Source organism: Clostridium sp. JS66 (assembly GCF_033561535.1).
GTDB lineage: Bacteria > Bacillota > Clostridia > Clostridiales > Clostridiaceae > Clostridium_AM > Clostridium_AM carboxidivorans.
Genome location: NZ_CP131467.1, coordinates 1,853,870 through 1,877,702, shown reverse-complemented (window position 1 = coordinate 1,877,702; position 23,833 = coordinate 1,853,870). Strand labels below are relative to the sequence as shown.

The following is a 23,833-nucleotide window of genomic DNA, read 5'->3' as shown; positions in this document are numbered from 1 at the left end:
TTGAATTTATTTATTTTTTTTAAGTAATTCAACAGCTTTTTTTATACCTTTATTAATTTCCTGGTACATTTCAAATACTCTTATTCCCTTCTCATAGAGCCTATCCATAGGCTCAAATCCTGCTCTGACCACAAGCACAGCATTACAATCAATTACATTTTTTATTATATTTTCTATTTTGTCCTCATGTTCTCCACAATCATATACTCCATTACAGTACTTATTTACTTTTCTCTTCTCTCGAAATTTAATTTCATCATTTATCATGTCGTATATATAAAATTCTGACGCATGCCCAAAATGTTCATCAATACTTACACCTGATTTGCTCGCAATGGCAAATCTGTACTTATGATGTTTCAATTCAATTACATCTTTATCTTCTAATTTATTTTCATTATCATTTGATTCCTTTGCAATATTGTTTTCTCTAAATTGACTTGATATATCATTCTTTAAAGTTCCAATAGCATCTGCCCTACACTGCTTGCAATGATACATCTGTTTCAATATTGAATCGCAGCTTTTTCTCATGTCATTCAATTCAACTTCGGTTACTGTAGGGTTATTTTCAAATGCACTTCCTTTAACAGGTATCAGAGGCATAATATTTGCCATATATGCTCCACATTCTTTAACTTTCCTTACTATTTCAGGAACATGAATATCATTGATTCCTTTTATCATAACTATGTTAACTTTACATACTATTCCCTTTTGTGCAGCATATTTAAGTCCTGATAATTGATTGCTCAATAACACCCTTCCTGCTTCTTCTCCAACAAATACATCTCCCAAGTAGTTTACAAATTTGTATATTTCCCCACCTATTTTAGGATTAACTGCATTTATGGTTATAGTTAAATGTGTGACCCCTAATTCTATCAATTTATCTACGTAAAAAGGAAGCATTAAACCATTAGTTGAAAGACAAAATGTAATATCTTTTGATTCATTTTTTATTAATTCTATAGATTTTTTTGTTTCATAAAAATTTGCAAGTGGATCACCAGGTCCTGCTATACCAACTACAGTTAAATTTCTAACCTTGTCCTTTACTATTTTAAATTTATCTTTGGCCTCTTCAGGTGTTAAAACTTCACTTGTTACTCCAGGTCTGGTTTCATTTACACAATCATATTTTCTATTACAAAAATTACAACTAACATTACACTTAGGAGCTACTGGTATATGCATTCTTGCATATTTATGAGCAATGCAGTTATAACATGGATGCATAAATGTTTTTTCTTCTATAGTTCTTGCAAACACATTTACACTCATACTTATTTTCTCCTTTTCTAAATAAAATTAAAAACTAAAACTTGATTAATTATATTTCAATCCATTAACAATTCAAATTAGAAAAGGCCAAGTTTCACCTATCTATCTATGTAGATAGGTAAAACTTGACCTCTGGTTTATCCAGTCAATCAATAGAAATCAATATAATATTTTTAAATCAGATGAGTGTTCAAAAGAGTATACACAATTGTTAAGTTAAAAATTTAAACTTAATTTGATTGCTTAAAATAAAAAACTTTCTGTAAGAAACACAGAAAGTTAAATTCTCTTGTTTCTCATCTTCCAGGTTAATCCTGCTGGAATTAACACCTTAAATAAAATAATTATTCAGGTTGTTGGATTTCATCGGGCCAGTCCCTCCATCTCTCTTGATAAGAATTTTTATTTGATTTATACACATAATACAGTTTTTCAATTTCTTTGTCAACAAAAAAATTTATCTAAATTTTTTTAAAATTAACTATTGACAACAAAATTTAAAGGCTGTATACTTTGTAACAACGAAAGCAAACAATACTAATTAATTGTAAATTTGAGAATTATTGTTTAAAATAAAATACGGAACTTCTTATCCAGAGTGGCGGAGGGACTGGCCCTGTGAAGCCCGACAACCAGCATTTTTCATTTGAATGTATGGTGTTAATTCCAGCAGGTAAAACCTGAAAGATGAGAAGCATGAAGAAAAATCTTCTTGTAACTTATCTTACGAGAAGATTTTTTATTTTGCCAGGTTATGGAAGTTTCGTTTTTAAATATATTTAATATTTAGGAGGAACAAAAAATGAGTGAAGAAAGAAAATTATCCTTTGAAACATTACAAGTACATGCAGGTCAGGAGCCAGATCCAACAACAGGATCAAGAGCTGTACCAATTTATCAAACAAGTTCTTATGTATTTAAAAATGCAGATCATGCTGCAAATCTATTTCAATTAAAAGAGCCTGGAAATGTATATTCAAGAATTATGAATCCTACAACAGATGTATTTGAAAAGAGAGTTGCTGAACTAGAAGGTGGAGTTGCTGGTCTTGCAACAGCTTCAGGATTAGCAGCAATTTTATATTCAATACTTAATGTTGCAAGTGCTGGTGATGAAGTAGTTGCTGCAAGCACATTATATGGTGGAACTTATGAATTATTTGGAGTAACTTTAAAGAAACTTGGAATAAAAGTTGTATTTGTAAATCCAGATGATCCTGAAAACTTCAGAAAAGCAATTACAGATAAAACCAAAGCAGTTTACGCTGAAACTATAGGAAATCCAAGAATAAATGTTCTTGATATAGAAGCTGTTGCAAATATTGCCCACGAAAATAAAATACCATTAATCATAGACAATACTTTTGGTACTCCATATCTTGTGAGACCAATAGAATATGGTGCAGATGTAGTAGTTCATTCTGCAACTAAATTTATAGGTGGACATGGAACTACAATTGGTGGAATTATAGTTGATGGAGGAAACTTTGATTGGAAAGCAAGTGGAAAGTTCCCTGACTTTACAACACCTGATAAAAGTTATAATGGATTAGTATATGCTGATCTAGGTGCTCCTGCATTTGCTTTAAAGGCTAGAGTACAGCTTTTGAGAAATACTGGTGCAACTTTAAGTCCTCAAAGTGCATTTTATTTTCTTCAAGGATTAGAATCTCTCTCACTTAGAGTTGAAAGACACGTATCTAATACACGAAAAATTGTCGAATTTCTAAGCAAACATCCAAAAGTTGCATGGATTAACTATCCTGAATTAGAAGGAAGTCCATATAAAGATTTAGCTAAAAAATACTTGCCAAAAGGAGCAGGTTCAATATTTACATTTGGAATAAAAGGAGGACTTGAAGCAGGTAAGAAATTTATAAATAGCGTAAAATTATTCTCATTGCTTGCAAATGTAGCAGATGCAAAATCACTTGTAATTCATCCTTCAAGTACAACTCATGCTGAACTTACAGAAGAAGAACAAAAAGCTGCTGGAGTTACACCTGATCTTATAAGACTTTCAATTGGAGTTGAAGGTGTAGATGATCTTATATATGATCTAAATCAAGCTCTTGAACAGGCTTAACTAAGAACTAATATACATCCCCTTTGCAGTTTTTCTGTAGAGGTGATGTATTTTTAAGTATGTAGAAACTCCCTCTAAACCTAAAAATCACTTTATATAAAAGCTATTGCTAAAAAGCAATAGCTTTAGTTCACCACGTCTTCCTATATAAATACTTTCCAATAGGCTTATCTTCAATAAGCTTTCCATTGTATATGACCTTGTTTCCTCTTAAAAAGGCATGCAGCACTCTTCCATGCTGCTCAAAGCCTTCATAAGGTGTATAATCTACATTTTGCATTTGATTTTTAGCACTAATAGATGTAGAAAAATCAGGATTCCACACTACAATATCAGCATCACTGCCAACTGCAATAGTCCCTTTTTGTGGGAAAAGTCCAAATAATTTAGCTGCATTAGTTGAAGTAAGTGCAACCATTTCATTCATACTTATTCTATTTTTTAATACTCCGTAAGTATACATTAGTCCAATTCTATGCTCTACCCCTGGAGCTCCATTTGGAATCTTGCTAAAATCATCCCTGCCAACCTCTTTTTGTCCTTTATAGTTAAATGAACAATGATCTGTTCCTATAGTCATTATCTCTCCATAACACACTCCTTTCCACAATGCATCATTGTCATATGGTTTCCTAAGTGGAGGTGACATTACATATTTTGCTCCTTCAAAACTATTGCTATCTTTATCTCCATAGCAAGAATCATCTAAGAGCAAATATTGAGGACAGGTTTCTGCATAAACCTTTATTCCTCTCTTTTTAGCATCTAAAATACTTAATAATCCTTCTCTTGTGCTTAAATGCACAATATACACTAGTACATCTAGAATTTCTGCAATATTGAGTAACCTTACAATTGCCGTTGCATAAACTTTATAAATGCATATAAAAACCTTATATAACTTTATAAATTTCACTTATGTTATTCATTACTAAATAACCTTTCCTATTCACAGAGTTCTATTTTGAATAGTTTCTTATTCTACTCTAGTTTGGTGTAACTCTCCCAGGACTTAAATTCTCCCACAACGCAGGATACACATAGTATAATTTTTCAAAATCACCATTTATACTATTTTGTAGTTACCAAGATTTATTGAAGCGTTTTTATCTCTATCTATTTCTAATCCACAGATATCACATACATATACTCTATCTTTAAGTTTTAAATCTTTTTTAACATTTCCACAACAAGAGCAAGTTTTACTGCTAGGATAAAATTTATCTACTTGGATAAACTCTACTCCATTAAACTTACATTTATATTGCATTTGTCTAATAAATTCATAAAAGCCTTGTTCTTGTATAGCTTTTGATAAATGTTTGTTTTTTAGCATACCACTAATATTTAAATCTTCCATCACAACTCTGTAAGGCCTTAATTTTATTATCATATTAGTAGTTTGGTGTATATGATTAGCTCTGATATTACTAAGCTTTCTATATACAAATTTAATAACTTTTTCTAGCTTAATAATATTATTTGTTTTATTAAATCTATCTTTTATTCTATTTGCTTCATATTTTCTTGATACTTGCTTTTGTAATCTTTTTAATCTCTTTTTCAATTTCCTAACCTTAGTACATTTATTAATGTTTTTAATAGGCTTATCTATACAATTTACTACAGCTAGATTAGATACTCCCAAATCAATTCCAATAGATAAATCTTTATTAAGCTCAACTTGATTTTCGTCATGCTCAAATCCTAATGTTAGATACCAGTACTTACCATCAAAATGACATCTTGGATTATTATAGTTAGGTAAAATAGGTATATCATAATTTGTTTTATATTTTACTTTGCCTATTTTTTCAATATTGACAGCACTTTTTTTTAAGTAAATGCTATCATATCTAACATAAAAGGACTTTCTAGATTTTCTTTTGGTTTTGAATCTAGGATATTTAGCTAAACCTTTAAAAAAGTTCTTATACGCATTATTTAGATCATCAAAAGCCTGTGCTGTAAGTTGACCACTAACTTCTTTTAACCATTTATATTCCTCTTGCTTTTTAATAGTATTGTTAAATTCTTTTCTTATCTTACCTTTTGAAGGTTCTAAACCTTGCTTATATAGCTCCTCCCATCTAGCTCTGCCCCAATTATAAGCAAATCTCATTACACCACAAGATTTGAACATTAATATCTCTTGTTCTTTGGTAGGAAATAATCTTATTTTTATTGCCTTTATCATCATTTTTCACCTCATCTTCCATAATTTTATTATGACCATATAGCAAAATTATATGAGATGATTAATTATGATTTTAAAAGATTACATTTATTTTCTTTAAAAGAGTAATGTTTTATAAAGTTATATAAAGTTTTCAAAGAACATTTATAAAGTTTATTATATTTACCATAGAACGCTGCTTCTATGATGCCATTTCGCTTACGCTAGTGGCCTCGACCTTTCGGATACGAGCGTAGACTATATCATTACCCGTTATACTAACTTAGTATAAATTGGGCATCCTCCACTTCCACTACCGATAGCTTGTAGTGTACTTCCTTTACGGAATAGTCGTTGAACTTTACTCTATTCGAGTCTTAGTTGCTGATTATCCATTGTTTCAGCACTTAGGATTTAACCCTATGCCATCTTAACTATTTTTTCTGCTTTCGCCACCTTCACGTTTAGGCTTATTTCATCCTTACGTTGTAGTTAGTTAAGCTTTAGGAACTTCCAGCAGTTCAAAGGATTTTGGCATTCTTTCCGGATGCACTCCACACTCTTTATGAATGTGGGAGGCTTAGTTATAAGAAACTTTTAAAGTTTTATAACCTTTACTAAAGTTTCTGTAACTGTTTAGTTACCTCTTTTTCAACCTGTGCCGGTCTTGTCCGTGGATGATAATAAGGAGATTTATTTCCCTTTGATTTAGCTTCATTTATAAGCTCCTCTATAATATCACCATTTTCACAATGGAAAGTTATAATTCCTTTTAGTTCTTTACTTCTTTTTAAAGCTTTAAATATTACACCGTCATCTACCTGAAGTGTATTCTTATAAGCCATGTATAATTTAAATGAAGTTACTCCTTCTTCAATCATATCTTTCATTTCATAACAGGTTTCATCATTCCAATCTGTAATGCCCATATGAAATCCATAATCACAATAACAAAGTCCATCTGACTTTTTGTGCTGCTTTTTTAAAGCCTCTTTTAATGTTTCTCCCTTGTTTTGTGTTGCATAATCCAATATTGTAGTAGTACCTCCGACCAAGGCTGCCTTTGTCCCCGTTTCAAAATTGTCTGCAGTTACTACAGAACCACTTTCCAGATCAAAGTGGGTATGAGTATCTATACCACCAGGTAAAACATAGCATCCCTTTACAGATATGACTTCATCTCCAGATCTTTTTAAACTTTTTCCTATTGAAACAACTTTTTCACCTTCTATTCTTATATCCGAACAATAAGAATCTACAGCAGTTACAATTTTCCCACCTTCAAGTACTATTCCCATGAGCAAAACCTCCCTCTAAGTAAAAAACTTAAAGTATACTTCATTATCCATTTAAAGTAATAACTGTCCCTGTTTTACCTTCTAAGGCATCTTCACCTTTATAAAGTGATGTAATTATAGATTTGTGGGAAGAGTTTGCCTTTGCAAACATAAGTGCTGCTCTCACCTTTGGAAGCATTGACCCTGGAGCAAAGTGACCTTCTTCGATATACTTTTCTGCCTCTGCCACTGTAATATGATCAAGATCAATTTGATTGGCTTTTTTAAAGTTAAGTGATACCTTTTCAACTTCTGTTAATATCATAAAAATATCTGCATTCATATCTTCTGCAAGTCTTTCAGCTGCAAGATCCTTGTCTATAACTGCTGCAACACCTTCTAATGATCCATCTTCTTTTTCAACAACAGGAATACTGCCACCTCCAGCTGCTACGCAAATGGTAGAATCCCACAGCACTTTAATTACTGGAAGTTCAACTATCTTTTTTGGGAAAGGTGAAGCTACTACTCTCCTCCACCCTCTTCCAGAATCCTCTTTCATCACATAACCTTTTTCTTCTTTAAGCTTTTTCGCCTCTTCTTCACTGTAAAAAGTGCCTATGGGTTTGGTTGGATTTTTAAATGCAAGATCATTTTTGTCAACTACTGCCTGGGTTATGAGAGTTACTACTGGCACTTTCTTTTTTCTCTTATCCAGTGCCTTTCTCAGTGACTGCTGAATATGATATCCTATATATCCCTGACTCATAGCACTACATACATCAAGAGGCATAACTGGTGTAACACTATTAGCAGCCTCAGACGCAAGTAAAATTCTTCCCACTTGGGGACCATTTCCATGAACTATTAAAAGCTCATACCCCTTACAGCTTATATCTGCAATATATTCACAAGTTTTTTTTATCACTTTCAGTTGTGCCTCAGCTGTAGCTGGAGTATTAGGTTCTTGAAGTGCATTTCCACCTAATGCTATAACCAGTTTACAAAATCCCATTGTGATTCCTCCGCATAATTATTTATTTACATAATCTGTTACATAAGATAATGGAATAAGTGCATACATTGCTGCACATTTGACCAATTCATCTTTCCAGGTCTTTTCATTAGGTGCATGAGCTTGGTCTTCGTGACCTGGTCCAAAACCTATACATGGTATTTTATATCTTCCCATAATGGAAACTGCATTTGTAGAAAATGTCCATTTATCTACCTTTGGTTCACTCTTAAACAAATCTTTATAACAGCTTATAACATTTTGGCACACTTTATGATCTTTAGGCAGTACCCAGGTTGGGAAGAAACATTCTGTAGGATATTTTAATCCTGTATAGGAAGGTCTTTCATAAGTGTACATTTCAACCTCAGCTCCTGCAGCTTTAACTGATTGTAAATTTTTAATTTGTTCAATTGCATATTCCCAGCTTTCACCATCAGTAAGCCTTCTGTCAATGGAAATACTGCATCCATCTGCTACAGCACATCTTGAAGGTGATGAGAAAAAGATTTCAGATACAGTCAATGTGCCTTTTCCTAAAAACTTATCATCAATCAACCTTTCATTTAATTCCTTTAATTCATTTAATATAGGTGCCATTTTAAAAATTGCATTATCTCCTCTTTCTGGTGCAGATCCATGGCAGCTAACACCGTGAGTTGTAACTTTTATTTCCATCCTTCCTCTATGTCCTCTATATATATTCAATGAAGTTGGTTCTGTGATAACTACAAATTCTGGTCTCACCTTGTCTTCATTGATTATATACTGCCAGCAAAGTCCATCACAATCTTCTTCTTGAATAGTACCTGTTACTACTAATGTATAATCTCCTTCAAGACCAAGCTCTTTAATTATCTTACCTGCATAGACCATGGAAGCCATTCCACCTTCCTGATCTGATACACCTCTTCCTAAAATCACTTCATCATCCTCATAGCCTTCATAAGGATCATATTTCCACAGATTCCTATCCCCTATACCTACTGTGTCTATATGAGCATCCATGGCAATAAGGTGTTTACCATGCCCTATATATCCAAGTACATTACCCATTGGATCTATTTCTACCTTGTCAAAGCCTACTTTTTCCATTTCCTCTTTTATTCTCAGTATAACTTTTTCCTCACCGCAGCTTTCACTTGGAATTGCAGCCATATCCCTTAAAAACTTGGATATTTCAGTTTTATATTTTTCTGCCATCTCCAATATTTTTTGTTTATTTAAATCTAACGTCATTTAAACTCCCCCCATTTTAACTATATTTAAAAACGCTTCCACAGATCTTGTGCCAGTTCCCTGCTTCTTGCCATAATTCTTTCTTCATCAATGCCTACAAGTTTCCTATCTTCCATAATAACTTCACCATTTATAATGGTTGTATCTACACAACGTCCATTAATACCAAATAATAAATGCGAATTAATATTGCTTTCGTTTATTGGTGTAGGTGAGTTGTAGTCTACAATAATTATATCTGCCAGTGCTCCTTCTTTTATAACTCCAATTTTTCCATCAATAAATCTTTCAACAATCTCTCTATTATTATAGAAAAACATCTGTGGAATTTCAGTCCAAGCTACAGTAGAATCTTCAAAAGCATGTTTGTGAATAATATTTCCTACTTTGTAAGATTCCATCATATCTGCAGTATAACCATCTGTACCAAGCCCCAATAAAATTCCCTTCTTGTACATTTTTAGTACAGGAGATACACCTACAGCATTGCCCATATTGGATTCAGGATTGTGAACCACTATTGTATTTTTCTCTTTAATCAGGTCCATTTCCTCATCTGAAACATGAATACAGTGAACTAAAATTGTCTTATCTGAAAGTGCTCCTGCATCATACCATCTCTGTACAATACCTTTTCCATACCTTTCCTTGGTAATCTGCAAATCCTGTATACCTTCTCCTGTATGAACATGAAAACCAGTATTTAAATTTTCAATAGCATCCATGCATTTTTCCAAGGTTTTATCTGAAATCGTCATAGAAGCATGAAGTCCAAACATACCTTTAATCATGTCGTCTTTTTTATCATTGCAATACTTAATGAATTCTACATTTTCAGCAATACCTTCATCAGCAATTTTTTCTCCATCTCTATCTGAAGTTTCATAACATAAACTACTGCGGATACCTATCTTTTCTGCAGCTTCAGCTATTTTAAACAAACTTCCCTTAACTGAATAAGCACTTGCATGATGGTCAAAAGCAGTTGTAACACCATTTTTAACTTCATCAATCATTGGTACAATAGCACTATAATATATGTCCTCTGGAGTTAATACCTTGTCAAGTCTCCACCATAGTCCTGTAAGTATATCCATAAGATTTTTTGCTGGAGGACTGTCATTTGCCATCCCTCTGGCAAAAGTGCTGTAATAATGCATATGAGTATTGATAAATCCTGGCATAATAAGCTTATTCTTTGCATCAATAAACCTTGCATCTTTATATTTTTTCTTTAATGCTTCAGTTGAACCAATTTCAATAATTTTATTTTCCTTTACAGCAATACATCCATTATCAATAATGGGTCTAGCATCATCTCTAGTAATAAGCTTGCCATTTCCTATTAATAACATATATTTCCCCCCATTTGTTTTAAATGTTAAATTACAGCATGTAACTATATTTATCTATACAGCTCCTAATTACATATTCCATCTCTTTTGAGACAATGTCTTTCTCACCAATGGTGTACATGACAACTTTGTCATCTTCTCTTCTAACTTTACAAATGCCTTTTTTAATATCAACAATATAAAAGCCCTTGTTATCACTATTTTCAAAGTCATTTTCATTCCAGAAAACTGTCACCTTATCTTTATATGGATTTCCTTTATATGGACAGAAAACTCCACAATTACCACATTCATTACACATACCATCTAAATGTATAATCTGATGAGAAGAAGCAAATCCTCCTTCTACATTAATAACTACATTGGCTCTATTAGGACAAACATCAACACACAATTCGCAAATGTTACTGCAAGAAAGACATCTTTCAGGTTCTTCTTCGCAATTTTGTGAATCTCTTAATACGCCCTTTCTACCATATATTTCCTCTTTATCTATAGGGATAACTTTTTTCTCAAAATCGTTATTCAAGCCTTCTTTTGACAATATATCTTTTGCAACTGCCTTTCCATCTGCTATTGCCTTTACAATTGTAGCTGGTCCTTTTTTTGCATCTCCTGGAATATATACATTGGAAATATTGGTCTCGCAAGCTATATTTAATTTAGGAAAACCCTTAGAATCTAATTCTATTCCGTTTCTTTTCAGCAAATCACTATCTACTTTTTCTCCTACAGCAGCAATAACAGTATCCGCATCTAAAACAACCTCTTTACCACTTGGAACAGGACTTCTCCTGCCTGAAGCATCTCTTTCTCCTAAAGTCATCTCCTGACAAAGCAATTTATTTTCCCTAATAGACATTGGTGCAAGAAGCTCTTTAAATACAACACCGTCAGAAATAGCTAAATCTAATTCTTCAGAATCTGCAGGCATATATTCTCTAGTTCTTCTATATATAACAGAAACATTTTCCACTCCAGCTATCCTCTTAGCTGCTCTTGCTGCATCCATTGCTACATTTCCACCACCAATAATACAAACCTGCTTTCCCAAATTTATGTTTTCTTTTTCTGATTTATATCTTCCAAGAAATTCAATAGCATTTACAGCTTTTTCGCTGCCTTCTTTTAAAGGTGCTCTTCCCTGTTTCCAAGCACCTATTGCAAGGATAATATAATCATATTTCTCTTTTAATTCATCTATATTAAAGTTTTCATTAATGCCAAATTTAAATTTTACTCCCTGCTTTTTTATAAGTTCAAAATCCTGATCAATCATTTCATATGGAATTCTAAAATCAGGAATTGCATATCTTACTACACCATAAGGTTTTTCTTTTTTGTCCATTACAGTTACATCCATACCATTTCTTCTCAAAAAGAGAGCTGTAGAAAGTCCTGCAGGACCTGCACCTATAACTACTACCTTTTTATTACTTTTTATATCTGCTAGTTTGATATTTTCAATATATTTTTTCTCAGCATTTAAAACAACAACTTTCTTCATATCCCTAATTAATACAGATGAATCATAATCTAATCTGGTACATTTAAACTGACAGTTGTGATTACAAATAGTTGCTGTAATTGCTGGCGAAGCATTGTCTTTAGCAATTATAGAAAAAGCTTCATCATATTTCTTTTTTTCAGCCAAAGCTATATATTCAGGAATTTGTTGGTTTATAGGACACCCTGTGCTGCAAGGTGCTGCTGCACAATCATAAATAGGAAGTTCTATAGAAAGTTTTCTACCCTCCACAGTTCTTGAATTTTTAAGATAATGTTTGTCATTTAAAGCTTCCAATAATAATTTTGATAACATATCTGTATCAATTTGTGAAAAGGCACCCTTAAGCTTTTTCTCTACCTTTTGAGCCATTTGAGTTATCCTCTCATATCCACCTGGCTTTAAAATAGTAGTTGCAAATGTCACTGGTTGAATTCCTACAGCTAAAATTTTATCAACATTAAAAAAATCTGCACCACCTGAATAAGATATCTGCAAATCGCCTTCAAATTCTTTGGCTAATTTATTTGCTAATGATATTGTAAGTGGAAAAAGAGAACGTCCTGACATATACATTTCCTCCCCAGGTAATTCACTGTTTTGAATTTTAACTGGCAAGGTATTTGTAAGTTTAACTCCTATTTCCAAATTCATTTTTTTTGCAGCATCTTTCAAACGCTGTAACATTGCCACTGCATCCTCATACTGCAAATCATTTTTAAAATGATCTCCATTTAAGGTTATATAAACATATCCCATTGTGTTGAGTGTATTTCTAACAAACTTTTCTCCTAAAAGAGTTGGATTCATCTTTATAAAAGTGTTTAATTTCTTTTCTCTGAGTAAATAATTAGATATTTTTTCTATTTCTTCTGGAGGGCATCCATGTAATGTAGATACTGTAATAGATGAACAAATAACTGGAGAGATTTTTTCTAAATCTTTTTCATTGAAATTATCAAATAAATTCATATTAGAAGTAATTGCTTTTTTACATTCATTCCATACTTTTGTGTTTGAAGCATTCCTCATTCCTTCAATGTAATTATCTATTTTAGGTGATTTAATTCCATTTAAATCATAACCTACACTCATGTTAAACATAAAATCTCTTTGCTTGCTTAAATTAAGTTCTCTCATTAAAATATGAAGCAAAAACCAAGCTTTTATATATTCATCAAAAGCATCGGATACTTTTAATTCTGTAGACCATTCCACATTATAGCCTTCATCCTGTGCATGGATGCAAGGTTTAGCTACTGGTAAGTCTTCACCATCAATAACTTGCACCGTTTTCAATTCAATAAATCGACTTCCAGTTAAGTAAGCAGAAACAATGTTCTGAGTTAATTGAGTATTTGGTCCAGCAGCAGGTCCAAGGGGTGAAGCTAGCTTTTCACCAAATACCTCAATTGATTTCCCACTTTCATTTTTATAAAATTTATTTTTATGAATTCCAAAAATAGATTCCTTTTCTTTTAATTCTCTTGTAATCCAAACAAGCATTTTTTCAAAAGAAATAGGCCGCATCCTATCACTCATTTATATTCCCCCCTTGCAATATATTTTACTTTGCTAAAAACCTCGGTGGCTTTGCTTCAATAATTTCTGTAAGTGTTTTTGCAGGATCTTTTACCTTACTTAAGAAAATCATTGAAGCAACAATATATGGTTTATATCCTGCCTGTTTATAAAGTTCTTCACGATATCTATCAAATACAGAAGCAGCTACTTCCCCCTGTTTACAACTTACTCCCGTAATATCTGCAGGTAAACAATGCATATATAATGCTTTAGAATCCTTAGTAAGCTTCATCATTTCTTCTGTACATTCCCAATCTTTATAATTGGCATTTTGATTTAAAAGTTCCTTTTCAAGTACTTTTATTTCATCAAATTTACCTTCTCCATACAATTTAGTACGTTTTTCCATAGCAGCAAATGGAGCCCAACTCTTTGGATATACTATATCTGCATTTTTAAAAGCTTCTTTCATAGAGTTAGTTTTAATAAATTCACCTCCACTCTTATTAGCATTATTTTTTGCAACCTCTTCTACTTCTGGCAGTATGTCATATCCATCAGGATGTGCAAGTACAACTTCCATACCCATTCTCGTCATCAATCCAATAATTCCTTGAGGTACAGATAATGGTTTACCATAAGATGGAGAGTAAGCCCATGTCATAGCCATTTTTTTGCCTTTAAGTTTTTCTGCTCCACCAAAATAATGAATTAATTGAAGTAAATCTGCCATACATTGAGTTGGATGGTCTATATCACACTGAAGATTTACAAGAGTAGGACGCTGTCCAAGAATTCCTGCTTTATATCCCTCTTGAACTGATTGAGAAACTTTATGCATATACTTGTTTCCTTTTCCTATAAACATATCATCTCTAATTCCTATAACATCCGCCATAAAAGAAATCATATTTGCTGTTTCACGAACAGTTTCACCATGGGCAATCTGTGATTTTCCTTCATCAAGGTCCTGAACTTTAAGTCCAAGCAAATTGCATGCACTTGCAAAACTAAATCTTGTTCTTGTAGAATTATCACGGAACAATGAAATTGCTAGTCCACTATCAAATATACGTGGTGATATATTATTTTCTCTCATTTCACGTAAAATATCAGCTACTGTAAAAACTGCCTTAAGCTCCTCATCTGTTTTTTCCCAGGTTAAAAAGAAATCATTATTATACATATTTTTATAGTCTAGTTTTTTTAAATTTTGGATAAGTTCTTTTAGCTTTTCCATAAGATATGCCTCCTAATTGTAATGATTGAATAAAATGTTTTAATGCAAACATATTTTGTCTTAGATATGATGTAATTTAAAAATCGGATTAACTAGTTAGTATAATTTGATTTTATAATAATAGGATATTTTTGTCAATAATAAATTAATTTTACTTTAGTTCAAAATAATTCATAAAGCAATTCTAAAATTTATAACACCATTGGATTTTTATTTAATTGTAATATTGATAAAATATTATTAATATTATTAGAATAAAATATACTAACTAGTAAATCCAACCTTAAATTGCATTACTTTGATATAAGCTTATTTATAGGAGGTTTTACAATGTCGGAACAATCTGTAAACAAGGTAAATGAAATGCTTCCTCTTCCAAAACTTTTTACTTTAGGACTTCAACATGTGCTTGCAATGTATGCAGGTGCTGTAGCTGTTCCTATACTCATCGCCTCTTCCGTAGGTTTGACACCTAGGCAGCTGGAACTTTTAGTAGCTGCAGATTTGTTTACTTGTGGTATAGCAACTCTAATACAAGCAATTGGTATAGGACCTTATGTTGGTATTAAATTACCTGCAATTTTAGGATGTACTTTTGCTGCTGTTGGCCCTATCATTATTATTGGTAAAAGTTATGGAATGGCAACAGCCTACGGTGCCATAATAGTAGCAGCACTTATTGTAGTATTAATTGCACCAATATACGGAAAAGTGTTAAAGTTTTTTCCAACGGTAGTAACAGGTACTGTAGTAACAATAATAGGTCTCTCTCTAATTAATGTTGGTATTAGTAGTCTAGGTGGTGGTTCAGGAGCTAAGGATTTTGGAAGTATCTCTAATCTTTTACTTGGTACTTTCGTAATGATAGTTGTCATATTATCAAACAAATTCTTTAAAGGATTTTTTCAAGCAATCTCTGTTTTAAATGGAATTATTTTAGGCACAATAGTTGCTGCATTCATGGAAAAAGTAGATTTTTCAGTAGTTGTAAATGCAAAATGGGTAAGTTTTGTTAGTCCATTAAATTTTGGTATACCTAAATTCAATGTTGCATCTATAGTTATGATGACTTTTGTCATGCTTACAGTAATGATTGAATCCACAGGCACATATCTTGGTATAGGTAGAATTTGCCAAAAAAAGATTACAGAAAATGATATTGTACGAGGCCTTAGGGCTGAAGGAATTGCAACAGTTTTAGGTGGTATATTCAATTCTTTTCCTTATACAACTTTTAATCAAAATTTAGGACTTTTAGCTCTAAGTAAAGTGAAAAGCCGTTTTGTTGTAATTGTTTCTGGAATCATCCTCATATGCCTTGGATTAATTCCTAAATTTGCAGCCTTAGCTACCATCATTCCTCAGCCAGTTATAGGTGGAGCTACAACTATAATGTTTGCAATGGTAGCAGTAGCCGGCATACAAATGCTTTCAAGTGTAGACTTTGATAAAAATTCAAATATGCTAGTAGTTGCCTGTTCCATTGGCGTAGGCCTTGGAGTTACCGTTGTCCCTGGTATACTTGATCATACTCCTCAATTTTTTAAATCAATCTTCAGCAGTGGTATAGTTTCTGCTTCTGTAGTTGCAATAATTCTCAATGCATTTTTAAACCATGGTGAAAAAAATGTCACTAATATTGAAATCTCTTCTGAAAATCACCAAGAAAAACATGAATAGCAATCATCAAGGGTAGATTTTTACCATCAAAAACCATTTATGTTAATATATTGACACAAAAATAATTCAGAATTATAATAAAAGTGGATTAACTGGTTAGCAGTATTTATTAAAAATTTATATTTTTTGGGGGTGACTTATCGTTGAAATGGATTGTTAATGGTAAAAAAAATCTTAAAGAACATAAACCTTTATTAAATAAAAGTGACTTACATGAAGTTAAAAGCTTCCATGAAAGTTTTGAGCAATATAAACAAACTCCTCTCGTCAACTTAGATGAATTAGCAAATTTTTTAGGACTATCTAATATCTTTGTAAAAGATGAATCTTTTCGTTTTGGATTAAATGCATTTAAAGTATTAGGTGCTTCCTATGCTATTGGTAAACACCTATCACAAAAATTAGGTAAGGATATATCTGAGCTTCCATTTTCAGCATTAAAATCTGAAAAACTAAAAAGTGAACTGGGAAATCTTATTTTTGCTACAACTACAGATGGTAATCATGGAAGAGGAGTTGCCTGGATGGCAAAACAACTTGGATATAAATGTATTGTATATATGCCTAAAGGAAGCACCCAAAATAGAGTAAATAATATAGCTGAATTTGATGCAGATGTCAGTGTAACTGATTGGAACTATGACGATACAGTACGTTTTACAGCTGAGCAAGCTTCTAAAAATGGATGGGAAGTTATTCAGGATACAGCTTGGGAAGGATATACTGAAGTTCCTACATGGATCATGAAAGGATATTCTACTTTAGCTCAAGAAGCTATTGAACAATTACATGGAACTATTCCAACTCATGTATTTTTACAAGCAGGTGTAGGAGCCTTTGCTTCCGTTATAGCAAGTATATTTATTTCCACATTTGAAAAAAATCCACCAAAGATCGTTATTGTAGAGCCTGAAAAGGCTGATTGTTTTTATAGATCCTGCAAAGCAGGTAAACTTGAAGCTGTCACAGGAGAAATGAATACCATAATGGCTGGCCTTGCCTGTGGTGAACCTAACCCTGTTGGCTGGGATATTTTGAAATGCTGTGCAGATGTATTCGTGTCAGCCCCTGACTGGGTAACAGCAAGAGGAATGCGTGTCTTAGGAAATCCTCTTAAAAGCGATAGTAGAATAATATCCGGCGAATCAGGCGCTGTAACAGCAGGACTCTTATCGATTTTATCCGACAACAAATATAAAGACTTAGGTGAAACATTAAAACTTGATAAAAACTCCAAAGTTTTACTCATTAGCACAGAAGGAGATACTGATCCACAAATATATAGGAACATAGTTTGGAACGGTGACTATCAAAGTCTCTAGTTGAGATTTGATAACTCAAATCTTGTAATATAAGCATAATGCGAAGCTTTGCTTCGCATTATGCTTATATTAATTTAAAACTCTGTATATTTAAATTTCATTGCTTTCAAGAAAATCTCTAAGTAAATTCATGCATACAATCTTCCTATATTCTGCTGAAATCCTACCTTTTATAGGAATAATAATCTTATCATATGCTGCAAGATAATCTTTTTTTAAAACTTTTGCTTCTTGAATAGTCTTGCCAATGAGCATTTTATCAATATCTGGACGCCTTATGACAACATCACTAACTGCACCAAAGGCTGTACTGCAATTAGAAATTTTATTGTCTTCTATATTAAGAATACCTGCAAAAGATACTCTGGAAATTGCTAAGGCATTTCTTGCTCCTACCTTCTTATAATAATAGTTATCAAAGCCTTCCTTACTCATGAGAATTTCAGCAAGTAATTCATCCTTTTTAAGAGAAGTCTTTTTTCTCCCAAGATAAAATTCATTAATGGGAATAACCCTCTCTCCTTTACTGCTCACAAGACGTAATTTGGAGTCTGTAACAAAAAAGATAAGTGCACTGTCTGCTTTAGGTGATCCATTGCATATATTTCCTCCAACGGTACCTAGGTTTCGAATTGCAGGTGCTGCAATCTGTTCTACTGCTTCTTTTAGAATGGCAGGAGTTGATTTATTTTCAATAACATCTGAGAAAGTAACACCTGCACCAATACGAATATAATTTTCATCTTCTACTATACTTTTCATCTCAGCTACTTTATTTAAAAATAAATATCTGGCATCTTCATTTGCCTTAATCATTAAATCCGTTCCTCCTGCATAAGGGGTAACATCCTCTTTTGCAAGGATATGCAGTGCTTCTTTTAAAGATAATGGCATATAACTATTTACCATAAACCTTTTCCCTCCTTTGCTGCAATACCAATGGCTTTAACAATGGCATTATAGCCAGTACATCTGCAAAGATTTCCAGAAATACCTTCTCTAATCTCTGCTTCTGTAGGATTTGGATTTTTTGAAAGTATACACTCAGATGCAAGTACCATACCAGGAATGCAAAAACCACACTGCACAGCACTAACAGAGGCATATGCCTTATCAAGAACTTCAAATTGCTTGGTTTCACGATATCCTTCAATAGTCATAACATTACTTCCCTCTATACTTCCTACTGCCACCAGACAGGAGTTAACTAGTCTTCCATCAAGTATAACAGAACAAGCACCACATTCTCCTTCCTTGCAGCCACATTTTACACCAGTAATATGAAATTCATTTCTAAGTACATCAAGTAAACGCTCATTTTCATTGGCAGAAGAGCTAACTTCTTTCCCATTAAGCATAAATTTTATCATTACTTAAGCACCTCCTGTAAAACCTTCATAGTATCTTCTTGAGTAAATGGAGCTTTATTTAAATTTGCATCAAGTGCATTTTCCACAGCTTCCACATAAGCTGGAGCTGTACCAACAAGAGGAAGTTCACCTGCACCTTTTGCTCCATATGGACCATAACTATACGGATTATCTACTATTTCGGTTACAAGATTTGGTACATCTACTGCTGTTGGAATAATATAGTCACTGTAGCTATTATTACGAATTACGCCTTTGTCATTACATTCCATATGTTCCATAGAAGCATATCCAATCCCTTGTAAAAAACCTCCCTGCATCTGTCCCTGTATAATATTCATGTCTATGGGAACACCTACATCAAAAATCCCCCATGCTCCAGTTACCTTTGTAATAGCAGTAAGTGTATCCACCTCCACTTCAATGACATTTACAGACCAGGAAAAGGTTGGATAAGCATCTCCTTTGAATTTTTCCAGATTAAATGGAATCATAAAGCCAGGCTCCACAAAATGTTCCTCTACAATTTGTTCTTCTCCACTCTTCCATTCTCCCTTAAGTTTTTCTGCTGCACGTCTAAGCAATTCTCCAACTACCATTAAAGAACGACTTGCTACAGTAGGACCTGAATCAGGTACACGATCCGTATCTGGATTATTTACAATTACTCTATCATAAGAAATACCAAGAGTATCTGCAGCAATTTTGCAAAAAGTAGTTTTGATGCCCTGTCCTATGTCTGAGTTACTTACTAAAAGTTCTACTGTATCATCTATGTTTTTTCTAATTTTTACAACAGCCTTTATGAAATCACGTTCTCCACTTCCTGTAAAACCACAACCATGAAAAAACAATGACATTCCAATACCTTTTCGGTACCTGCCCTTTTGATTCTTATACATCTTGCGTTTTTTACGATAACTAGCAAGCTCATCAGCTCTCTTGATCATTTCAGGCAGAGGTACATGAAAATGATACTCTCCACTTGTAGAAGTAGAATCACCCTGTTTGACCATATATTTTTCCTTTAGTTCAAGAGAATCTACACCCATTTTCTTTGCAATATGATTCATCATCATCTCTACTGCAAAGAAAGTCTGTGGAGCACCAAAGCCACGGTATGCACCACAAGGTACCGTATTTGTCTTAACTGCACGCCCCTCAATATGCAAATTTTCTATTCTATATGCACCGCTTGCACAAATTACTCCACGTTGTAAAACAACAGGAGAAAGAGTAGTATATGCACCACTGTTGAACAGCACATCAATATCCATGCCTGTAATTGTGCCATCTTTAACTGCCACTTTATAAGTACAAATAGATGGATGGCGCTTTGAAGTAAATTCCATATCTTCTCGCCTGTCAAATATTACTTTTACAGGTTTATTAGCTTTTTTAGCTGCCACTGCAGTCTGACATGCAAGTATGGACGGAATATCTTCCTTACCTCCAAAGCCTCCTCCAGTAACATCCTGAATAATTTGAATATCCTTTTCATCATATCCTAAAGCTTTGGAAACTGCACCATATACATAATAAGGACACTGCATAGAACCACGTATGGTCATTCGTCCATCATGTGGATAAGCAATTATTCCCTGAGTTTCAAGATACGCTTGTTCCTGATAACCTGTTTCAAAGGTTTCAACAAAGACTTCATCAGCTTCTTTTAAAGCCCTATAAACATCCCCTTTTTCACATTTATAATGAAAAAAAACAGTATTAGATTTTCTCATGTCCAAGACAGGAACTTGTTCTTCATATACTATAACAATTTCACCTAAAATTCTCTTAACTTCCTTAAAATCAGGTCCCACAACCATTAAAATAGGTTCTCCAACATACTCTACAGTATTTTCAGCATAAACAGGTGTATCATTCTCTACTATTGCAACACGGTTTACACCTGGCACATCATTTTTATCAACTACAAAATATCCTTCAGGCAATTTGGGAATACGAACATCCATAATCTTAGCTTTTGCCTTTGTTGAATGTAACAGCTTGCCATAGAGCATATCATCCATTACATAATCATCTACATAAATAGCATGACCACTCATCTTTAGCTCATGATCTTTTTTCTTTACAGACTTGCTAATATTTTTCATACAATCCCCCCATGTATAATTCATAAAACTTTGAAAAAAGTCACAGCTTATATAATAAAATAGCTTTTTATTTCTTTGTCTTCTTGTAAAATGTATCTTTCAGTGGCAGTTGATTACGGAATTTGCCATCTAATCTGTAGTATGCATGAGCGCAAGCTGGTGCTGTTGGAATCAGACATAATTCCCCGCAGCCTTTTGCTCCATAGGCTTCAGCAATTTTCCCATTACCTTGTACAAGAATAACTTCAAGTTCTGGAGTATCTGTTGATCTCATAAGTCCTAGTGTTCCTAATTTGGTCTTGGGATAGCCCCCCTCAACTTTAAATTCTTCTGTCAAAGCATATCCAAGTCCCATAACAATTCCGCCTTCAATCTGTCCTTCAACGGCCTGAATATTAACAGGTGTTCCAACATCATATGCTGCAACTACCTTTTCAACCTTTCCCTTCTCATTAAGGATAACAACTTGAGCCCCATAACTGTAGCTTACATGACTTACTGGATTTTTCTTTGGAGATCCCATTGGATCTGTTTTTGCAGAATATTCCCCATAAAATTCCTTTCCTTCTAAATCGTAAAGATTTAATCCTTTATTTAATTCCGCCTTTAGCTTTTCAGATGCCCGTCTTACAGCTTCCCCAGTTACAACAGTTTGTCTAGATGCAGTGCTAGTTCCAGAATCAGGTGTATATATAGTATCTGCTCTTTCATGAACAGCAAGTGCTGGATTTAAACCAGTTGCTTCACAAAATATAGTAGTACACATTGTTGCAATTCCTTGTCCCATACAAGCTGCAGAGGTTCTAATATGAACTTTTCCATTTTTCACAGATAAAATACAACGACCAATATCTCTATTTCCCACTCCAGTTCCACTGTTTTTAAAGGCTATGGCAAGTCCTGCATAAGGATTTGATTCGTATACATCTTTAACAACTTCCAGGCATTTTGACATTGCAACACTATCATCTGCTATTTGACCATTTGGAAGTACCTGTCCTGGACGAATTGCGTTACGATAGCGCATTTCCCAAGGTGATATACCCACCATATCTGCTAGTAAGTTAATATTGTTTTCAGCAGCAAAACAGCTTTGTGTCACTCCAAAGCCGCGAAATGCTCCAGCCACAACATTATTTGTATAAACTGACATACCCAAAATGTCAATATTCTGATAATTATATGGTCCTGCTGCATGAGTACATGCTCTTTGTAATACAGGTCCACCTAAAGATGCATAAGCACCTGTATCTGCAATAATTACGCCTTTCATAGCAGTCAAATATCCGTTTTCATCACAAGCTGTTGTAAATTCCATTTCCATTGCATGCCGTTTAACATGATAATTTAAGCTTTCCTGTCTTGAAAACTTTACTTTCACTGGTTTTTTTGTGTGCCATGCCATTAATGCTGCAAGATGTTGAACACTCATATCTTCCTTACCACCAAAGCCACCTCCAACAAGCTGGGAATGACAATGTACTTTTTCTTTTGGAATTTGAAGCATGTTTGAAATTTCACGCTGCTCATCATAAACAGATTGTGAACCTGAATACAGCAAAATACCATCTTTGCCTTCAGGTGCTGCAATTGCACACTCTGGTTCCATAAATCCATGTTCCTGAAATGGAGTTTTATATTTTCTTGTTATCACATATTTAGAATTTTTAATTGCTTCATCTGCATTTCCACGCTGTATAATAGAACGGCTCATAATATTACCATCTGCATGAATTAGAGGTGCATCTGCTCTCAGAGCATCTTCAGGAGAAGTGATTGGCTGCAATTCTGTGTATTCTACATCAACCAATTTACACACCTCATCTAACTTGTCTCTATGATAAGTTGCTATTAGTGCCAGGCAATCTCCTATATACCTAGTTGTTCCCCCTTCTGGAATCATTACATCCCAATCTTGTTTTATGTGTCCAATAATATTATGTGGAACATCCTTTGCCAGTAAAACTTTTACACAATCAGGATGTGCCTGTGCTTTACTGATATCAATTTTATTTACAATAGCCCTTGGATATTTAGACCGAACTGCTTTAGCATAAATCATTTCTGGTAATTCAATATCATCCACAAAAATACCTGTTCCATTTACCTTTTCATCTACATCTACACGTTTAAACTTTTGATTCATTCCTAATTTATCAACAGGTGCTGATATCTCAAGATTGCGCCTAAAATATTTTGCTGCCATTAAAATGGCCTCTTCTATTTTTTTATATCCAGTACAGCGGCAGATATTACCTCTAATTGCCTTCTTTACATCTAACTTTGTTGGATTAAAGTTAGTATCTAGGAGGGCTTTTGCACAAATTATCATTCCAGGGATGCAAAAACCACACTGCACTGCACCTGCTTCTCCAAAACAATATTCATAAACTTCTTTTTCTCTCTTGCTTAATCCCTCAACAGTTAAAATTTTCTTGTCCACAAATCTTGATACTTTTTGTACACAAGCTTTTACTGCCTTTCCATCTACTAAAATAGTGCATGTTCCACATGCACCTTCACTGCAGCCGTCTTTTGCAGAAGTGATTTTCAAATCATCTCTTAAAAAACGCAATAGGGGTTTATCAGTATCAGAAACTACATCCTTACCGTTAATATTTAGCCTAAACATAAATAACCTCCT

General features: G+C 33.5%; 16 protein-coding genes and 2 riboswitches. Of the genes, 3 read left to right on the top strand and 13 right to left on the bottom strand.

The annotated features are described in order from the left end of the window. Nucleotides 1-6: 6 nt before the first annotated feature. Nucleotides 7-1,284, bottom strand: coding sequence for a nitrogenase cofactor biosynthesis protein NifB (gene nifB / locus Q6H37_RS08815; protein WP_318741034.1), 1,278 nt, complete (start codon nt 1,282-1,284; stop codon nt 7-9). A gap of 293 nt (nt 1,285-1,577) precedes the next feature. After that, nucleotides 1,578-1,683: riboswitch (SAM riboswitch) on the bottom strand. Nucleotides 1,684-1,870: 187 nt separating this feature from the next. Then, nucleotides 1,871-1,978: riboswitch (SAM riboswitch) on the top strand. A 108-nt stretch (nt 1,979-2,086) separates the two neighbouring features. Between nifB and Q6H37_RS08810 the strand changes: the two genes are divergently transcribed. Further along, on the top strand, nt 2,087-3,370 hold the full coding sequence (locus Q6H37_RS08810) for a homocysteine synthase (RefSeq protein WP_318741032.1): 1,284 nt from the start codon (nt 2,087-2,089) through the stop codon (nt 3,368-3,370). A 130-nt stretch (nt 3,371-3,500) separates the two neighbouring features. On the opposite strand, the gene Q6H37_RS08805 is transcribed toward Q6H37_RS08810, so the two are convergent. The 8 genes from Q6H37_RS08805 to ygeW form a co-directional block, all read right to left on the bottom strand. Further along, nucleotides 3,501-4,286, bottom strand: a complete 786-nt coding sequence (locus Q6H37_RS08805; protein WP_318741030.1) for an amidohydrolase family protein — start codon at nt 4,284-4,286, stop codon at nt 3,501-3,503. A gap of 150 nt (nt 4,287-4,436) precedes the next feature. After that, nucleotides 4,437-5,567, bottom strand: a complete 1,131-nt coding sequence (locus Q6H37_RS08800; RefSeq protein WP_318742970.1) for a transposase — start codon at nt 5,565-5,567, stop codon at nt 4,437-4,439. A gap of 596 nt (nt 5,568-6,163) precedes the next feature. Then, nucleotides 6,164-6,844, bottom strand: coding sequence for an amidohydrolase family protein (locus Q6H37_RS08795; RefSeq protein ID WP_318741027.1), 681 nt, complete (start codon nt 6,842-6,844; stop codon nt 6,164-6,166). A gap of 43 nt (nt 6,845-6,887) precedes the next feature. Continuing rightward, the gene (gene arcC, locus Q6H37_RS08790; RefSeq protein WP_318741025.1) at nt 6,888-7,838 is read right to left on the bottom strand and encodes a carbamate kinase; all 951 of its coding nucleotides are present in this window, start codon (nt 7,836-7,838) and stop codon (nt 6,888-6,890) included. Between the two features lie 18 nt (nt 7,839-7,856). After that, complete coding sequence (locus tag Q6H37_RS08785) at nt 7,857-9,077, bottom strand: YgeY family selenium metabolism-linked hydrolase (RefSeq protein ID WP_318741023.1); 1,221 nt, start codon at nt 9,075-9,077, stop codon at nt 7,857-7,859. A gap of 26 nt (nt 9,078-9,103) precedes the next feature. Continuing rightward, entirely contained in the window at nt 9,104-10,432 is a 1,329-nt protein-coding gene (ssnA, locus tag Q6H37_RS08780) for a putative aminohydrolase SsnA (RefSeq protein WP_318741021.1), read from the bottom strand. Between the two features lie 31 nt (nt 10,433-10,463). Then, a complete protein-coding gene (gene ygfK, locus Q6H37_RS08775; RefSeq protein ID WP_318741019.1) occupies nt 10,464-13,481 on the bottom strand; it encodes a putative selenate reductase subunit YgfK in 3,018 nt (1,005 codons plus the stop codon). 25 nt (nt 13,482-13,506) lie between these two features. Continuing rightward, nucleotides 13,507-14,703 carry a knotted carbamoyltransferase YgeW gene (ygeW, locus tag Q6H37_RS08770; RefSeq protein WP_318741016.1) on the bottom strand — a complete coding sequence of 399 codons (1,197 nt, stop codon included), beginning with the start codon at nt 14,701-14,703 and terminating at the stop codon, nt 13,507-13,509. Nucleotides 14,704-15,033: 330 nt separating this feature from the next. On the opposite strand from ygeW, the gene Q6H37_RS08765 reads away from it, so the two are divergent. Both Q6H37_RS08765 and dpaL read left to right on the top strand, forming a co-directional pair. Further along, on the top strand, nt 15,034-16,383 hold the full coding sequence (locus Q6H37_RS08765) for a nucleobase:cation symporter-2 family protein (RefSeq protein ID WP_318741013.1): 1,350 nt from the start codon (nt 15,034-15,036) through the stop codon (nt 16,381-16,383). A 143-nt stretch (nt 16,384-16,526) separates the two neighbouring features. Beyond that, complete coding sequence (gene dpaL, locus Q6H37_RS08760) at nt 16,527-17,705, top strand: diaminopropionate ammonia-lyase (protein WP_318741011.1); 1,179 nt, start codon at nt 16,527-16,529, stop codon at nt 17,703-17,705. A gap of 90 nt (nt 17,706-17,795) precedes the next feature. On the opposite strand, the gene Q6H37_RS08755 is transcribed toward dpaL, so the two are convergent. The 4 genes from Q6H37_RS08755 to xdh all read right to left on the bottom strand — a co-directional run bounded on the left by Q6H37_RS08755 (nt 17,796) and on the right by xdh (nt 23,821). Next, nucleotides 17,796-18,614 (bottom strand): FAD binding domain-containing protein, encoded by an 819-nt coding sequence (locus Q6H37_RS08755; RefSeq protein ID WP_318741009.1) that lies wholly within the window; start codon nt 18,612-18,614, stop codon nt 17,796-17,798. Then, nucleotides 18,608-19,075, bottom strand: a complete 468-nt coding sequence (locus Q6H37_RS08750; RefSeq protein ID WP_318741007.1) for a (2Fe-2S)-binding protein — start codon at nt 19,073-19,075, stop codon at nt 18,608-18,610. The genes Q6H37_RS08755 and Q6H37_RS08750 overlap by 7 nt, the downstream gene beginning before the upstream one ends. Further along, the gene (locus Q6H37_RS08745) at nt 19,075-21,189 is read right to left on the bottom strand and encodes a xanthine dehydrogenase family protein molybdopterin-binding subunit (RefSeq protein ID WP_318741005.1); all 2,115 of its coding nucleotides are present in this window, start codon (nt 21,187-21,189) and stop codon (nt 19,075-19,077) included. Before Q6H37_RS08745 ends, Q6H37_RS08750 begins: the two co-directional genes overlap by 1 nt. Before the next feature lie 67 nt (nt 21,190-21,256). Then, nucleotides 21,257-23,821 (bottom strand): selenium-dependent xanthine dehydrogenase, encoded by a 2,565-nt coding sequence (gene xdh, locus Q6H37_RS08740; protein WP_318741003.1) that lies wholly within the window; start codon nt 23,819-23,821, stop codon nt 21,257-21,259. Nucleotides 23,822-23,833: the final 12 nt, after the last annotated feature.

Excerpts from the sequence above, each read along its gene's own strand:
- nifB (WP_318741034.1), bottom strand. The coding sequence starts at position 1,284 with ATGAGTGTAAATGTGTTTGCAAGAACTATAGAAGAAAAAACATTTATG.
- Q6H37_RS08810 (WP_318741032.1), top strand. The coding sequence starts at position 2,087 with ATGAGTGAAGAAAGAAAATTATCCTTTGAAACATTACAAGTACATGCA.
- Q6H37_RS08800 (WP_318742970.1), bottom strand. The coding sequence starts at position 5,567 with ATGATAAAGGCAATAAAAATAAGATTATTTCCTACCAAAGAACAAGAG.
- Q6H37_RS08795 (WP_318741027.1), bottom strand. The coding sequence starts at position 6,844 with ATGGGAATAGTACTTGAAGGTGGGAAAATTGTAACTGCTGTAGATTCT.
- arcC (WP_318741025.1), bottom strand. The coding sequence starts at position 7,838 with ATGGGATTTTGTAAACTGGTTATAGCATTAGGTGGAAATGCACTTCAA.
- Q6H37_RS08785 (WP_318741023.1), bottom strand. The coding sequence starts at position 9,077 with ATGACGTTAGATTTAAATAAACAAAAAATATTGGAGATGGCAGAAAAA.
- ssnA (WP_318741021.1), bottom strand. The coding sequence starts at position 10,432 with ATGTTATTAATAGGAAATGGCAAGCTTATTACTAGAGATGATGCTAGA.
- ygfK (WP_318741019.1), bottom strand. The coding sequence starts at position 13,481 with ATGAGTGATAGGATGCGGCCTATTTCTTTTGAAAAAATGCTTGTTTGG.
- ygeW (WP_318741016.1), bottom strand. The coding sequence starts at position 14,703 with ATGGAAAAGCTAAAAGAACTTATCCAAAATTTAAAAAAACTAGACTAT.
- Q6H37_RS08765 (WP_318741013.1), top strand. The coding sequence starts at position 15,034 with ATGTCGGAACAATCTGTAAACAAGGTAAATGAAATGCTTCCTCTTCCA.
- Q6H37_RS08755 (WP_318741009.1), bottom strand. The coding sequence starts at position 18,614 with ATGGTAAATAGTTATATGCCATTATCTTTAAAAGAAGCACTGCATATC.
- Q6H37_RS08750 (WP_318741007.1), bottom strand. The coding sequence starts at position 19,075 with ATGATAAAATTTATGCTTAATGGGAAAGAAGTTAGCTCTTCTGCCAAT.
- Q6H37_RS08745 (WP_318741005.1), bottom strand. The coding sequence starts at position 21,189 with ATGAAAAATATTAGCAAGTCTGTAAAGAAAAAAGATCATGAGCTAAAG.
- xdh (WP_318741003.1), bottom strand. The coding sequence starts at position 23,821 with ATGTTTAGGCTAAATATTAACGGTAAGGATGTAGTTTCTGATACTGAT.